Origin of the sequence: Sphingopyxis panaciterrulae (assembly GCF_014199295.1) — a bacterium.
In the GTDB taxonomy this organism is placed as follows: Bacteria; Pseudomonadota; Alphaproteobacteria; order Sphingomonadales; family Sphingomonadaceae; genus Sphingopyxis; species Sphingopyxis panaciterrulae.
Genome location: NZ_JACIJH010000024.1, coordinates 17,925 through 32,641, shown reverse-complemented (window position 1 = coordinate 32,641; position 14,717 = coordinate 17,925). Strand labels below are relative to the sequence as shown.

At 67.0% G+C, this 14,717-nt stretch carries 9 protein-coding genes; 8 read left to right on the top strand and 1 reads right to left on the bottom strand.

What is annotated here, in order from left to right; translation table 11 throughout:
• Window positions 1–508 precede the first annotated feature (508 nt).
• Together ahpC and ahpF are read left to right on the top strand one after the other, a co-directional pair.
• Window positions 509–1,072 carry an alkyl hydroperoxide reductase subunit C gene (gene ahpC / locus FHR21_RS20150; RefSeq protein ID WP_184101660.1) on the top strand — a complete coding sequence of 188 codons (564 nt, stop codon included), beginning with the start codon at window positions 509–511 and terminating at the stop codon, window positions 1,070–1,072.
• Window positions 1,073–1,159: 87 nt separating this feature from the next.
• Window positions 1,160–2,743, top strand: a complete 1,584-nt coding sequence (ahpF, locus tag FHR21_RS20145; protein ID WP_184101659.1) for an alkyl hydroperoxide reductase subunit F — start codon at window positions 1,160–1,162, stop codon at window positions 2,741–2,743.
• 139 nt (window positions 2,744–2,882) lie between these two features.
• On the opposite strand, the gene glpD is transcribed toward ahpF, so the two are convergent.
• A complete protein-coding gene (glpD, locus tag FHR21_RS20140; protein ID WP_184101657.1) occupies window positions 2,883–4,403 on the bottom strand; it encodes a glycerol-3-phosphate dehydrogenase in 1,521 nt (506 codons plus the stop codon).
• Window positions 4,404–4,622: 219 nt separating this feature from the next.
• On the opposite strand from glpD, the gene zwf reads away from it, so the two are divergent.
• The 6 genes from zwf (at window position 4,623) to FHR21_RS20110 (ending at window position 14,623) form a co-directional block, all read left to right on the top strand.
• Entirely contained in the window at window positions 4,623–6,086 is a 1,464-nt protein-coding gene (gene zwf / locus FHR21_RS20135) for a glucose-6-phosphate dehydrogenase (protein ID WP_338113240.1), read from the top strand.
• 119 nt (window positions 6,087–6,205) lie between these two features.
• Window positions 6,206–8,047: a phosphogluconate dehydratase gene (edd, locus tag FHR21_RS20130; RefSeq protein ID WP_184101653.1), complete on the top strand. Its 1,842-nt coding sequence runs from the start codon at window positions 6,206–6,208 to the stop codon at window positions 8,045–8,047.
• A gap of 105 nt (window positions 8,048–8,152) precedes the next feature.
• The gene (gene eda / locus FHR21_RS20125; protein ID WP_184101651.1) at window positions 8,153–8,773 is read left to right on the top strand and encodes a bifunctional 4-hydroxy-2-oxoglutarate aldolase/2-dehydro-3-deoxy-phosphogluconate aldolase; all 621 of its coding nucleotides are present in this window, start codon (window positions 8,153–8,155) and stop codon (window positions 8,771–8,773) included.
• Between the two features lie 164 nt (window positions 8,774–8,937).
• Window positions 8,938–10,482, top strand: a complete 1,545-nt coding sequence (locus tag FHR21_RS20120; protein WP_184101649.1) for an HAD-IB family hydrolase — start codon at window positions 8,938–8,940, stop codon at window positions 10,480–10,482.
• A gap of 112 nt (window positions 10,483–10,594) precedes the next feature.
• Window positions 10,595–12,946: a glycerol-3-phosphate 1-O-acyltransferase gene (locus FHR21_RS20115; RefSeq protein WP_184101647.1), complete on the top strand. Its 2,352-nt coding sequence runs from the start codon at window positions 10,595–10,597 to the stop codon at window positions 12,944–12,946.
• 123 nt (window positions 12,947–13,069) lie between these two features.
• Complete coding sequence (locus tag FHR21_RS20110; RefSeq protein ID WP_246427366.1) at window positions 13,070–14,623, top strand: wax ester/triacylglycerol synthase family O-acyltransferase; 1,554 nt, start codon at window positions 13,070–13,072, stop codon at window positions 14,621–14,623.
• Window positions 14,624–14,717: the final 94 nt, after the last annotated feature.

Sequence of the window (14,717 nt, the reverse complement as noted above, 5' to 3'; positions counted from 1 at the left end):
GGGTCTGCCTGCGGCAGCCCACGTTCAATCAGGTGCGGCGCTCGCCGGGCCGCTTTACATCGAGGCTAGCACCAATCCGCGGAGCGGTTCGTGCACCGACCGTGTTGCGGGCGGCGACGTGATCCCCGGCGAAAGCCGGGGTCCAGAGTGCGACTGCGCAGCGCCGGCTCTCCATCGCCCTGGGCCCGGCTTTCGCCGGGGATCGCCAAGCGACCGCCATCCACCGACGTGCGCCCTCTCTTTCATCGTCACCCCGGACTTGATCCGGGTCTGAGTTCCGGCGCGGCGGTCGGGGGTCATCGGACTCGGGCTGGGGTTTCCCGCCGTGGCCATCGCGGGCGCCGCGATGGCGGTGGGCCGCCTTGCGATCCCGCAAGGCACCGGCCGCACTCGCCGCGGCGGCCCGCAAGACTTATCGAAAAAATCGATCAAATGATCCGATATTTTCAATTTTCGCATTGCAACATAAAGGGCTAGAGGAGGGCTCCCGACAACAAAGGAGCTCTTCATGTCCGTTCTCAATACGACCCTCAAACCCTTCAAGGCCACTGCGTTCAAGGATGGCAAGTTCGTCGACATCACCGACGCCGACGTGAAGGGCAAGTGGGCGGTTTTCTTCTTCTATCCCGCCGATTTCACCTTCGTGTGCCCGACCGAGCTCGAAGATCTGGCCGACATCTATCCGACCCTCCAGAAGATGGACGTCGAGGTCTATTCGGTGTCGACCGACACGCATTTCTGCCACAAGGCCTGGCACGACACCTCGCCGGCGATCGGCAAGATCGACTATTACATGGTCGGCGACCAGAACCACACGCTGTCGAACAATTTCGAAGTCCTGCGTGAGGGCGTCGGCCTGGCCGACCGCGGCACCTTCGTCCTCGATCCTCAGGGCGAGATCCAGCTCCTCGAAATCACCCCCGAGGGCGTGGGCCGCAACGCCGCCGAGCTGCTGCGCAAGATCAAGGCGCTGCAATATTGGGTCAGCCATCCGGGCGAAGTCTGCCCCGCCAAGTGGGAAGAGGGCGCCGAAACTCTCGCGCCCTCGCTCGACCTCGTCGGCAAGATCTAAGTCCTTCATGACATGTACCGGAGGGGCGGCGGCCTGACCGCCGCCCCCCCGGCTTTCCTTTCCCCCTGATTGACAGGAGCTCTCCCCATGCTCGACGCCAATTTGAAGCAGCAGCTTCAAGGTCTTCTCACGAACCTTCGTGAACCGATCGAACTGCTTTCGTCGCTCGACGACAGCGCAAAGTCGGCCGAGTTGGCGAGCCTGCTCGACGAGATCGCGTTGCTGTCGGACAAGGTCAGCGTCAGCCGCACCGACGATGACGCCCGCCGGCCCAGCTTCCTGATCCGCCGCGCGAGCGACCCGCAGGTCGCCGTGCGCTTCGCGGGCATCCCGCTCGGCCATGAATTCACCTCGCTCGTCCTCGCGCTGCTGCAGGTCGGGGGCCACCCCCCCAAGACCGCGCCCGAGGTGCTGGAGCAGGTCCGCGCGCTCGACGGCGACTATCATTTCGAAACCTATTTCTCGCTGTCGTGCCAGAACTGCCCCGACATCGTGCAGGCATTGAACCTGATGAGCGTCGTCAACCCGCGCATCACCCACACTGCGATCGACGGCGGTCTGTTTCAGGCGGAGGTCGAGGCGCGTCAGGTCATGGCGGTGCCGACGATCTTTTTGAATGGCGAGAATTTTGGCCAGGGCCGGATGGAACTCGAACAGATCCTCGCGCAGCTCGACACCGGCGCCGAGACGAAGGCGGCCGAGAAGATCGCCGCGAAGGAGGCGTTCGACGTCCTCGTCGTCGGCGGCGGCCCCGCGGGCGCCGCGGCGGCCATCTACGCCGCGCGCAAGGGCATCCGCACCGGCATCGCCGCCGAGCGTTTCGGCGGGCAGGTGCTCGATACGATGGCGATCGAGAATTTCATCTCGGTCCAGCACACCGAGGGGCCGAAGCTGGTCGCGCAGATCGAGCAGCATGTGAAGGACTATGACGTCGATATCATGACTCTCCAGCGCGCCGAGAAGCTGATCCCGGCCGAGCGCGAGGGCGGCCTGCACGAGGTTCGGCTCGCGAACGGCGCGTCGCTGAAGGCGCGCACCGTGATCCTGTCGACCGGCGCGCGCTGGCGTCAGCTCGGCGTCCCGGGCGAGGATGAGTATCGCAACAAGGGCGTCGCCTATTGTCCGCATTGCGACGGCCCGCTCTACAAGGGCAAACGCGTCGCGGTGATCGGCGGCGGCAACAGCGGCGTCGAGGCGGCGATCGACCTCGCCGGCCTCGTCGCCCATGTGACGCTGATCGAATTCGACAGCCAGCTTCGCGCCGACGCGGTGCTGCAACGCAAGCTCGCCAGCCTGCCCAACGTCAGGATCATCACCTCGGCGCTGACCACCGAAGTCCTCGGCGACGGCACGAAGGTGACGGGCCTTGCCTACAAGGACCGCAACAAGGACGAACTGCATCAGGTTGAGCTGGAGGGCGTGTTCGTCCAGATCGGCCTCGTCCCCAACACCGAATGGCTGAAGGACAGCGTCACCCTGTCGCGCCACGGCGAGATCGAGGTCGGCCATCGCGGCGAGACCAGCCAGCCCGGCGTCTTCGCCGCGGGCGACTGCACGACCGTGCCCTACAAGCAGATCGTCATCGCGATGGGCGAGGGATCGAAGGCGGCGCTGTCGGCGTTCGACTATATGATCCGCCTGCCCGCCGAGTTGGAGGCCGAAGCGGCCTGACGAACCGACCCTCCCTGCGGCGCAGCCGTGGGGAGGGGGATCGCCGCGAAGCGGTGGTGGAGGGGCGGCGCCGTTGCGCCATTGCCCCTCCGTCAGCGCGTCGCGCTGCCACCTCCCCATCGCAGCGCGACAGGGAAGATCATTCTACCAGCACGGGCTTTGCCGCGATTGCCTCAAGACGGGCCCGCAGCCGCCCCACCTCCGCCTCGGTGAAATGCAGCCCCAACTTGCTGCGCCGCCACAGCACGTCGTCGGTGGTTCGCGCCCATTCGCGCGCGGCCATCCACTCGACCTCGGCGGCCGACAGCCCGTGCGCGATCTCGCCGCCCAGATCGTCCCAGCCTTCGGCCTTGCCCAGCCACGCCCGTGCCTCGGTGCCATAGGCGCGGGCGATGCGGTCGGCGGTCGCGCGCGGCAGGAAGGGGTGGCAAAGGCGGATGTCGGCGATCAGCGCCGCCAGGCCGCGCACCGGGAAATCCCCGCCGGGCAGCGGCGTCCGGCCGGTCCAGCGCTTGCCCGTCAGCGCCGCGACATGCGCCGCCAGCTCGTCGACCGCATGCTGCGCGACATGGCGATAGCTGGTGATCTTGCCGCCATAGATGGTGAGCAGCGGCGCGCCCTCGTCGCAGTCGAGGTCGATGCGATAGCCGCGCGTCGCCGCCTCGGGCTTGCCCGATCCGTCCTCGACCAGCGGCCGCACCCCCGAATAGGTCCACAGCACATCGGCGGGATTGATCGCGGTGCGGAAATACTGGTTCGCGCCCTCGCACAGATATTCGATCTCTTCGGCGCTCGCGTGGATGGCGTCGAGCGGCCCCTCATGGTCGGCGTCAGTGGTGCCGATCAGCGTGAAATCGCGTTCATAGGGAATGGCGAAGAAGATGCGCCCGTCGGGAAGCTGGAAGAAATAGGCATAATCATGGTCGAACAGCTTGCGCACGACGATATGCGATCCGCGCACCAACCGCATCTGATAGTCGGGCGGCGCGGCGGCGCGATGAAGCACGTCGAGCACTGCCGGCCCCGCGGCGTTGACCAGGCTGCGTCCGGTGAAGCGATAGGCGCGGCCGCTCTCGCCGGTCGCCTCCACGACCCATAATCCATTTTCGACCCGCATCGCCTTGGCGCGGGTGCGGGTTCGGATGCGCGCGCCCCTGTCGGCGGCGTCGCGCGCGTTGAGCAGGACGAGCCGCGCGTCGTCGACCGCCGTGTCCGAATATTCGAAACCGTGGACATAGACGCTCTGAAGCGGTGCGCCCGCGACATGCCGCCGAAGGTCGACCGAGCGCGTCGCGGGCAGTTTCCGGCGCCCCCCGATATGGTCGTAGAGGAACAGCCCGAGCCGCAGCAGCCAGCGCGGCCGCAGCCCGTCGCGATAAGGCAGGACGAAGCGCAGCGGATGGATGATGTGCGGCGCGATGCGCCACAGGACTTCGCGCTCTTTCAGCGCCTCGCGCACAAGGCTGAATTCATAATGCTCCAGATAGCGCAGCCCGCCGTGGATCAGCTTGGTCGAGGCCGATGACGTACCCCCGGCCAGATCGCCCGCCTCGATCAGCAGGACTCGCGCCCCGCGACCGGCGGCATCGCGCGCGACCCCGGCGCCATTGACTCCGCCGCCGATCACGATGACGTCGTAAGGCTGCGGCGGGTCGGTCATGGTTCTGCCCTTAATGGCGTTTCGAACGAAAGGGAATCACCCCCTCCTCTTCAGAGGCTCATGCTCTCTCCCCTGAAGGGGAGAGGGCTATGGCCCGTCCCTGTCCTGCCGGGAGGGCCCGTGCATAACGCTCGCCGCAAAGCTATGCGGCTTACGTATGCGCGTTGCAATCGCCCCGCGCATTCGCCACTTTCATCAGGAATATCCAAGGGGAACGCCGTGAGCGTCAAAGTCGAGACATTGATATTGTTCGGGGCGACGGGCGACCTTGCCCATCGGATGCTCTTCCCCTCGCTCTACAATCTCCACATGGACGGGCTGCTCGCCGACGGGCTGACGATCATCGGGTCGGGGCGCAGCGACCTCGACCGCGCCGCCTTTCACGCACAGGTGCGCGAGGCGCTTGCCGAGCATCTGCCCGAGGATCGCATCGACCCCCCGGTCGTCGACATGTTCCTCGACCGGATCGACTATTGCGCGGTCGATGCGGGGAAGGGCGCCGGCTACGACGATCTCGCCGCGCTGCTCGGCGACCGGATGGCGCGGCCGATCGGCGTCTATCTGTCGACCCCGCCGTCGATGTTCGGGCCGATCGCGCAGGGGCTTGCCGCGGCGAACATCGCCTGCGCCGAATGCCGGATCGCGATGGAAAAGCCGATCGGCCACGACCTCGCCTCGTCGCGCGAGGTCAATGCCCAGGTCGGCGATGCCTTCGCCGAGGACCGCGTCTTCCGCATCGACCATTATCTCGGCAAGGAAACGGTCCAGAATCTGCTCGCGCTGCGCTTTGCCAACAGGTTGTTCGAACCGTTGTGGAACGCGCAGGCGATCGACCATGTCCAGATCACCGTCGCCGAGACGGTCGGGCTCGAGGGGCGCGTGTCCTATTATGACGGCGTCGGCGCGCTGCGCGACATGGTGCAGAACCACATGCTGCAACTGCTCGCGATCATCGCGATGGAGCCGCCCGCCAGCGTCTCCTCGACCGCGGTGCGCGACGAAAAGGTGAAGCTGCTCCGCTCCTTGCGCAAGATGAATGCCGAGGACGTCAAGGCGCACAGCGTCAAGGGCCAATATACGGCGGGCGCGGTGAACGGAGAGGCGGTCGCGGGCTATGCCGACGAACTCGGGCGGCCTTCGAACACCGAAACCTTCGTGGCGCTCAAGGCGTTCATCGATAACTGGCGCTGGAAAGGCGTGCCTTTTTACCTGCGCACCGGCAAGCGCATGCCGCAGCGCCAGTCCGAAGTGCTGATCCAGTTCAAGCCGGTGCCGCACAATATCTTCGCCCGCGTCGGCGCGGCAAAGCTCGACCCCAATGTGATGATCATCAATTTGCAGCCCGAAGAGAATATCCGCGTCAAGGTGATGGCGAAGCAGCCCGGCCTCGACCGCGAGGGCGTCAAGCTGCGCGAGGTCAATCTGGACGTGTCGCTGTCGCACAGCTTCGCGGGCGAGCGGCGGCGGATCGCCTATGAACGGTTGCTGCTCGACTTCATCGAGGGCGACCAGACCCTGTTCGTGCGCCGCGACGAGGTCGAAGCGCAATGGCAGTGGATCGATTCGATCCGCGACGCCTGGGCCGCGGTCGACATGGCGCCGCAGACCTACACCGCGGGAAGCTGGGGCCCGTCGAGCGCGATCGCGCTGATCGAGCGCGACGGGGCGAGCTGGCATGATTGAGCGACCATCGCGCCCAAAAACTCCGTTCGCCCTGAGCTTGTCGAAGGGCAGTCCTTATTCTTTGGGCGTCGCAAGGAAGAACGGTCCTTCGACACGCTCAGGACAAACGGTTTTGAACCATGACTGATCTCCACCCCACCATCGCCCGCGTCACCGACCGCATCATCGCGCGCAGCGCCGAACGCCGCGCCGCCTATCTCGACCTGATGGAGCGTCAGCGCGAGGCCGGCACCAATCGCGGCATCTTGTCGTGCGGCAATCTCGCGCACGGCTTCGCCGCCTCGGGCGAGGACAAGCCGGCGATCCGCGGCGGCGCGGCGATGAACATCGGCATCGTCACCGCCTATAACGACATGCTGTCGGCGCATCAGCCCTATGGCCGCTATCCCGAGCAGATCAAGGTCTTCGCGCGCGAGAAGGGCGCGACCGCGCAGGTCGCGGGCGGCGTTCCCGCGATGTGCGACGGCGTGACGCAGGGGCAGGCGGGCATGGACCTGTCGCTGTTCAGCCGCGACACGATCGCCCAGGGCGCCGCCGTCGCGCTCAGCCATGCGATGTTCGAGGGTGCGCTGCTTCTCGGCATCTGCGACAAGATCGTCCCCGGCCTGCTGATCGGCGCGCTGCGCTTCGGCCATCTGCCGACGATCCTCGTTCCCGCGGGACCGATGCCCTCCGGCCTTCCCAACAAGGAAAAGGTCCGCGTGCGCCAGCTCTATGCCGAGGGCAAGGCGAGCCGCGACGATCTGCTCGAAGCCGAATCGGCCTCCTACCACAGCCCCGGCACCTGCACCTTCTACGGTACCGCCAATTCGAACCAGATGATGATGGAGATGATGGGGCTGCACGTCCCCGCCGCCGCCTTCGTCAATCCGGGCACCAGGCTGCGGCAGGAACTGACCCGCGCCGCGACGCACCGGCTGACCGAGATCGGCTGGAACGGCAACGACTATCGCCCGCTCGCGCGCTGCATCGACGAAAAGGCGATCGTCAACGCGTGCGTAGGCCTGCTCGCGACCGGCGGCTCGACCAATCATGCGATCCACCTGCCCGCGATCGCGCGCGCGGCGGGGATCGTCATCGACTGGCAGGATTTCGACGAACTCAGCCATGCGGTGCCGCTGCTCGCGCGCGTCTATCCGAACGGCGCCGGCGACGTGAATAATTTCCGCGACGCGGGGGGCATCGGCTTCGTCGTCCGCGAGCTGCTCGCCGCCGGGCTGCTCCATGGCGATCTGCTGACCGTCGGCGGCACCATGGCCGATTACGGCAGCGAGCCGGTGCTGGTGAACGACGAACTCCACTGGCAGGCCGCCCCCGCCGAAACGCGCGACGAGGCGATGCTGCGCCCGGTCGCGCAGCCCTTTTCGCCCGACGGCGGAATGCGGCTGCTGTCGGGCAACCTCGGCCGCGCGATCATCAAGACCAGCGCCGTCGCCGAGGATCGCTGGACGATCGAGGCACCCGCGCGCATCTTCGACGACCAGAATCAGGTGATCGCGGCGTTCAAGGCGGGCGAGCTCGACCGCGACGTCGTCGTCGTCGTCCGCTTCCAGGGCCCGCGCGCCAACGGCATGCCCGAACTGCACAAGCTGACTCCGCCGCTCGGCGTGCTGCAGGACAAGGGCTTTCGCGTCGCCTTGCTCACCGACGGGCGCATGTCGGGCGCGAGCGGCAAGGTGCCAGCGGTGATCCACTTGTCGCCGGAAGCGCTGCCCGGCCTCGACGGCGTCAGCGGCCCGCTCGCCCGGCTGCGCGACGGCGACAGGGTCCGCATCTGCGCGGTGAAGGGCGAGGTGACGGCGCTGGTCGACGAGGGTGAATGGGCTGCGCGCGCACCCGCCGCGCCGCCGCCGCCGGGCCTCGGCGTCGGGCGCGAGCTGTTCGCCCTCTTCCGCATCCACGCCGACGAAGCCGAAAAGGGCGGTTCGGCGATATTGGCGGCGATGGAAACGGTCGTTTGAATCCCGAAACCCGTTTGTCCTGAGCTTGTCGAAGGACCGTCCTTTCCTTCAACGGGTCCAGGAAAAAACAGCCCTTCGACAAGCTCGGGGCGAACGGAGATAGACATGGCAGAATCAGGCATCGAACAGATCATGGCGTTGGCACCGGTCATCCCGGTCATCGTCATCGACCGCGTGGAGGATGCGGTGCCGCTGGCCGAGGCGCTCGTCGCCGGCGGCCTGCCGGTGCTGGAGGTGACGCTGCGCACCCCCGCCGCGCTCGACGCGATGAAGGCGATGAAGCAGGTCGCCGGCGCGGTGGTCGGCGCGGGCACGGTGCTGAACTCGCGAATGCTCAGCGATGCGCTGGATGCCGGCGCCGAATTCATCGTCTCGCCCGGCCTGACCGACAGCCTCGGCGAAGCCGCGGTGACGGCCGGCATTCCCTTTCTGCCGGGCATCGCCAATGCGTCGAACATCATGACGGGCCTCGATATCGGACTCGACAGCTTCAAATTCTTTCCCGCCTCGACCAGCGGCGGCGTCGCGGCCTTGAAGGCCCTGTCGGGACCGTTTCGCGGCCTCAATTTCTGCCCCACCGGCGGCATCAGCGCCGCGACCGCACCCGAATGGCTCGCGCTCGACGCGGTGCGCTGCGTCGGCGGGAGCTGGGTCGTTCCCCCCGGCCCGCTCGATCCCGCAAAGGTCGAGGCGCTGGCGCGCGAGGCGGCGGCACTGAAATCATAGCGTCATCCCAGCGAAAGTCGGGATCGTCATCGGGGTGACGCAGAAAGCAAAATCACTCTCCTGCTTCCAAACGGAGTCGCCACCGACGAATGGGATGCATTGCCTAACCCCATTTTCCCTGCCATCGTGCGGGCACAGGCGGCAGCATAGCCGCTGGTGGGGAGATGCGCGTGCCGAGGCCACAGCCGCATTTGGAAGAGGTTCTCGGCTCCGAACCCGGACCGCATATCGCCGCGCTCTTCGATTTCGACGGGACGATCATCGCCGGCTATTCCGCGACCGCGATGCTGCGCGAGAAATTCCAGCGCCGCGAAATGTCGGTCGAGGAGATCGCCGAGACCGCGCAGGTGATCGCGCAGCACAGCCTCGGCAACATCGGCTTTTCCGGGCTGATGACCGCCGCCGCCAAATTCATGAAGGGCGTCGACGAGGAGAGCTTCGTCACCTTCGGCGAGGAACTCTACAAGAAGCATATCGCGCGCAAGATCTACCCCGAAACCCGCGCGATCATCGAGGCGCATCGGGCCAAGGGGCATCGCGTCGCGATCGTCTCGTCGGCGACGATCTACCAGATCGAACCGACCGCGCGCGACCTCGGCATCACCGACATCAAATGCTCGGCGTACGAGATAGAGGATGGCGTGTTTACGGGCGAGATCGTCCGGCCCCTGTGCTTCGGCGAGGGCAAGGTACTCGCGGCGGAAGATCTCGCCGCCGAACATGGCCTCGATCTCGATCAGAGCTTTTTCTACTCGGACAGCGACGACGATATCGAACTGCTCGAACGCGTCGGCAAGCCGCGTCCGCTCAACCCCAATCTCAAGCTCAAGGCCATCGCCGACGAGCGCGGCTGGCCGGTGCAGCGCTTCGCGAGCCGCGGCACGCCGAGCTGGGTCGACTATACCCGCACCATCTATGCGACCGGCTCGCTCGTCGGCGCCTTCGCCGCCGGCCTGCCGATCTGGGCGCTGACCCGGTCGCAGCGCGAGGCCGTCAATTTCTCGCTCGGCCTGTTCGGCGATTTCGCGACCGCGATCACCGGCGTCGAGCTGGAGGTCGAGGACGAGCGGCATCTCTGGTCGGCGCGCCCCTGCGTCTTCATCTTCAACCATCAGAGCAAGGCGGACGTGATGATCCTCGCCAAGCTCATTCGCCGTGACATGGGCGCGGTGGGGAAGAAGGAAATCCGCGACATCCCCATCCTCGGCAAGCTGATGGAATGGGGCGGCACCGTCTTCGTCGACCGCGCCGACGGCAAGAGCGCGATTCGGGCGATGGAACCGCTGGTCGACGCGATCCGCCAAGACGGAAAATCGATCTGCATCGCGCCCGAGGGCACCCGTACGCTGACCCCGAAACTCGGCGCCTTCAAGAAGGGCGCCTTCCACCTCGCGATGCAGGCCGGGGTGCCGATCGTCCCCATCGTGATCCACAACGCCACCGACGTCGCGCCCAAGAATGAGTTCGTCATGCGCCCCGCGACGGTGCGTGTCACCGTGCTGCCGCCGGTCGATACGTCGGGCTGGAGCGTGCGGAGCCTCGCGAGCCATGTCCGCGAGGTGCGGAACATGTTCCTGCGCACGCTGGGGCAGGCGGAGGAAGAAGGCGAGGTGGAACCCGCGAAGAAACCACCGCCCGGCAAGGCGGCCGCCAAGCCGAAGAAGGCGGCCGCGAAGAAACCCTCTCCCCGCAAGGGAAGGACGGCTTAGCGCATGCTTCACTTCGTCATTGCGAGCGCAGTGAAGCAATCCAGGGCGGTTTACGCAACGCTGGATTGCCGCGCGGCTTCGCCGCTCGCAATGACGGGGGAAGCGTGACGATATGGCCGACGGCACGCCCCGCGCGCCCGTCGCTTTCCAGGCCGCCGCGGCGGACCGGCTCTATATCATCGACGCGCGCAACCGGGTCGAGCGGCGGGTGCTGCTCGACTGGGTCCACGCGACCGCGGGCGACCTCGGCGGCGATCAGGCGCCGCAATGGGTCAGCCTGTCGATCGCCGACGGCGACCATGCGCTCGATCTCGACACGCTCGAGGCGCGCCTCGCCGACGCGGCGGGCCGGCAGGTCGTGCCGCTGCGCGTCGCGTGGCGCATCCCCCATTTCGAGCGCGAGCGCGCGCTAAAATTCCGCCATCTGATCTTCGGCGACCCGCGCCAGCCGGGGTCACTCCGCGCGCAACTCATCCTGTGGCGCGACCGGCGGCGCGCGCAGATCCTCGTCGGGGAGGCCGCGACCGGGGACGTGCTCCGGGACCGCTTCCTCGCCCAGACCGGCGGCGGTGACGGCGCGGAGGGCGGGAGCGAATTCGCCGCCTTCGTCGCGCGGCAGGCGGGGCTCGCGCTCGACGTCGCCGAACGCGGCATTCGCGGCACCCGCTACAAGGTGCCGCGCTTCGTCGCCGACAGCCTGCGCACCAGCCCGAAGTTCCGCGCCGCGCTCGCCGATCTCGCGCAGCAGCTCGGCCGCCCGGTCGCCGACCTCTACCGCGAGGCGCGGCCGCTGATGAAGGAGGTCATCGCGACCCCCGGCGCGCTGTTCCTCGACCTGCGCGCGCGGCTCGACCGCATGATGTTCGGCGGCTACGCGCCCGAGATGGAGGTCGACGCGGCGGAGCTGACGAAGCTGCGGTCGGTGCTGCGCGAGCATCCGACCTGCATCCTCTTCACCCACAAGACCTATATCGACGGCGCGACGCCCAGCCGCCTCGCCTATGAAAACGATCTCCCGATGCTCCACAGCTTCGGCGGCGCCAATCTCGACTTCGCGGTGATGGGGCAGTTCTTCCGCCGCTCGGGGATGATCTTCATCCGGCGGAGCTTTCAGGATCAGCCGGTCTACAAGCTGGTGCTGCGCCATTATATCGCCTGGCTGCTCGCCAAGCGCTTTCCCTTGAGCTGGGCGTTCGAGGGCACGCGCTCGCGGCTCGGCAAGCTGATGCCGCCCAAATATGGTCTGATGAAATATGTCCTCGACGCCGCGCACGCGACGGGGACCGGGGACGTCCATTTCGTCCCCTTCGTCACCAGCTTCGACCTGATCCGCGACGTCGAGGAATATGCCGCCGAGCAGACCGGGCGGAGCAAGAAGCCCGAATCGCTGTCCTGGTTCCTCGGCTATATGAAAAGCCTGCGGGCGCCGTCGGGCCGCATTCGTATCGACATCGGCGAGCCAGTAGTGATCGACCGCGCGCCCGGTCCCGACGATCGGCGCGCGCTCGAGCGGATCGCCTTCTCGGTCGCGGTCGAGGCGAATCGCGTGACCCCGCTCACCGTCACCTCGCTGCTCTGCCTGATCCTGCTCGGCACCGCGCCGCGCGGCGTCACCGAAGGCGAGATGCGCGTGACCATCGACCGGGTGAAGGCGTGGGCGCGCGAGCGCGATATCCGCCTCAGCCGCGAACTCGAAAGCGGCGACGACGCCGCGCTCGCGGCAACGCTCGACACGCTCGTCGCGAGCGGCCTCCTGACCCGCTTCGCGGCGGGCAGCGAGACCGTCTATTCGATTGAGCCCGCGCATCATCCGATGGCGAGCTATTACCGCAACATCATCGCGCATCATTTCCTCGACCGCGCGATGATCGAGCTGGCGCTGTTCGAGCTGCGCGACGCCGACAGCCGCGATGCGACCGAGGCCTTCTGGGCGAAGGTCGACCGGCTGCGCGACCTGTTCAAATTCGAATTCTTCTATCCACGGCGCGACGCGCACCGCGCCGCGCTCGAGGCCGAGCTGGCGCGCATCGACCCCGCTTGGGCGAGGCGCCTCGCGAGCGGCGACCGCGGCGTGGCGCAGCTCATCCGCCGCTGCCAGCCGCTCGTCGGCCATGCGATATTGCTGCCCTTCGCCGAGGCCTATTCGGTCGTCGCCGGCCTTCTCGCCCGCGCGGCGCCGGGCGATGCGGTCGACGAAAGGGCGCTGCTCGATGCCGCGCTCGTCGAGGGGCGCCAGGCGTGGCTGCTCCGCCGGATCAGCAGCGAGGCGGCGATCGGGAAATTGCTCTTCGCCAACGGCCTGTCGCTGATGCGGCACAGGGGGCTGGCCGAGACGGCGACCCCCGACGGGCTGAGGGCGCGACGCGCGCTGCTCGTCGAGCTCCGCGGGCTCGCCAACGTCATGGAATCGATGCGCCTCGCGACGCTGGCGCTCGCGGATCGTTTGTCACCCCAGGGAGGATGAACTTGACTTATCCCAACTTCGTCATTGCGAGCGAAGCGAAGCAATCCAGAGCGGATTACGCGTGCTCTGGATTGCCGCGTCGCCTTCGGCTCCTCGCAATGACGATGGAGTAGGAGAACGAACATGCTCAAACAGCTCAGCGCGCAGGACGCCCAGTTCCTCTACACGCAGACCGCGAACAATCTGACGCACATCATGGGGGTTTATATCTACGATCCATCGACTGCGCCCGGCGGCTTCGTGCGCTTCAAGGACATCATCGCGCACGTCGAAAGCCGCGTCCACACCTCGCCCTTGTTCCGGCGCCGCCTCCACCGGCTGCCCTTCGACGTCGATCATCCCTATTGGGTCGAGGACGAGCATTTCGACATCGAGGCGCACATGAGCCACGCGCGCCTGCCCGAACCCGGCGACTGGCGGCAGTTCTGCATCGCGGTCGCGCGCTGGTTCTCGAAGCCGATGGACATGAACCGCCCGCTCTGGGACATTTATATCATCGAGGGGCTCGACCGGATCGAGGGCATCCCGCCGGGCAGCTTCGCGATGCTCCACCGCGTCCATCACGCCGCGGTCGACGGCGCCTCGGGTGCCCACGCCTTCATCGCGATGAGCGATATCGACGCGGCGGGCACGCCGGCGATCGCGGAGCCGCCGCCGGTCGAATCGCTGGGCCGCGCCCCGTCGAGCGCGGAGTCGGTGACGCGCGCCTGGTCCGCCTCGCTCCAGTCGCCGGTCAAGTTCATGAACGCGCTGATGAAGGTGTCGCCGGCGGTCATCGCCTCGGCGCGCAAATCCATTGCCGAGGGCGGGATGGCGGCGGGCGTGCCCGAAACGCGCTTCAACGTCCCCGTCGGCCCGCACAAGATGTTCGACGGCACGACGGTGGCGCTCGCCGACGTCGCGGAAATCCGCAGGAAGGTGCCCGGCGCCACGGTCAACGACGTGGTGATCGCGACCGTCGGCGGGGCGCTCCGCAAATATCTGGCGAAGCACAAGGAATTGCCGAAGGAAAGCCTCGTCGCCGTCGCGCCGATCAACCTGCGCGGCAAGGAGAAGGGAGCGGGGCCAGGAGGCAAGGGGGCCTCGACCCCCGGCAACCAGGTCTCGGCGATGAGCGTGCCGGTTCGCACCGATATCGCCGATCCGCTCGAACGGCTCGCGGCGATCCGCGACTACACGGTCGAGGCGAAGGAGGCGAAGGCCGGCGTCAGCGCGCGGTTGATGACCGACCTCTCGCAGCATATCCCCGGCGCGACGATGGCCGCGGTCGCGCGCATCCTGACCAGCGAGCGCTTCGCGGTGCGCGGCACCAACCTCTTCATCTCGAACGTGCCGGGCGCGCAGGTGCCGCTCTATCTGGCGGGCGCCCGGCTCGTGCAGCAGTTCGGCGCCGCGCCGCTCGCCAACAATATGGGCCTGTTCGTCGCCACCCCCAGCTACAACGGCCGCATCGCCTTCTCGCTGATCTCGGAACGCGCGATCATGCCCGATATCGCTTTCTTCCGCACCTGCATCGACGCCAGCTTCGCCGACCTGATGAAGGCGGCGCCAAAGGTCGAGGCGGCGAAGACGAGCAAGGCAAAACCGAAAGCGAAGGCGGAGGCTCCGAAACCGGCGAAAACCATGACTCCGGGAAAGGGAAAGAAGAAGCCCTCCTCTTCGTCACCCCGGACTTGATCCGGGGTCCCGCTTTTCCCCGTCGCTGAGGGTGGGCGGCGAAACCAAAACAGTTGCCAAAGGCAACGCAACCGGCAAGGATCGCGGAAAATCA

What these genes read in the sequence shown, in the direction of transcription:
- ahpC (WP_184101660.1), top strand. Translation starts at nt 509, where the DNA reads ATGTCCGTTCTCAATACGACCCTCAAACCCTTCAAGGCCACTGCGTTC.
- ahpF (WP_184101659.1), top strand. Translation starts at nt 1,160, where the DNA reads ATGCTCGACGCCAATTTGAAGCAGCAGCTTCAAGGTCTTCTCACGAAC.
- glpD (WP_184101657.1), bottom strand. Translation starts at nt 4,403, where the DNA reads ATGACCGACCCGCCGCAGCCTTACGACGTCATCGTGATCGGCGGCGGA.
- edd (WP_184101653.1), top strand. Translation starts at nt 6,206, where the DNA reads ATGACTGATCTCCACCCCACCATCGCCCGCGTCACCGACCGCATCATC.
- eda (WP_184101651.1), top strand. Translation starts at nt 8,153, where the DNA reads ATGGCAGAATCAGGCATCGAACAGATCATGGCGTTGGCACCGGTCATC.
- FHR21_RS20120 (WP_184101649.1), top strand. Translation starts at nt 8,938, where the DNA reads ATGCGCGTGCCGAGGCCACAGCCGCATTTGGAAGAGGTTCTCGGCTCC.
- FHR21_RS20115 (WP_184101647.1), top strand. Translation starts at nt 10,595, where the DNA reads ATGGCCGACGGCACGCCCCGCGCGCCCGTCGCTTTCCAGGCCGCCGCG.
- FHR21_RS20110 (WP_246427366.1), top strand. Translation starts at nt 13,070, where the DNA reads ATGCTCAAACAGCTCAGCGCGCAGGACGCCCAGTTCCTCTACACGCAG.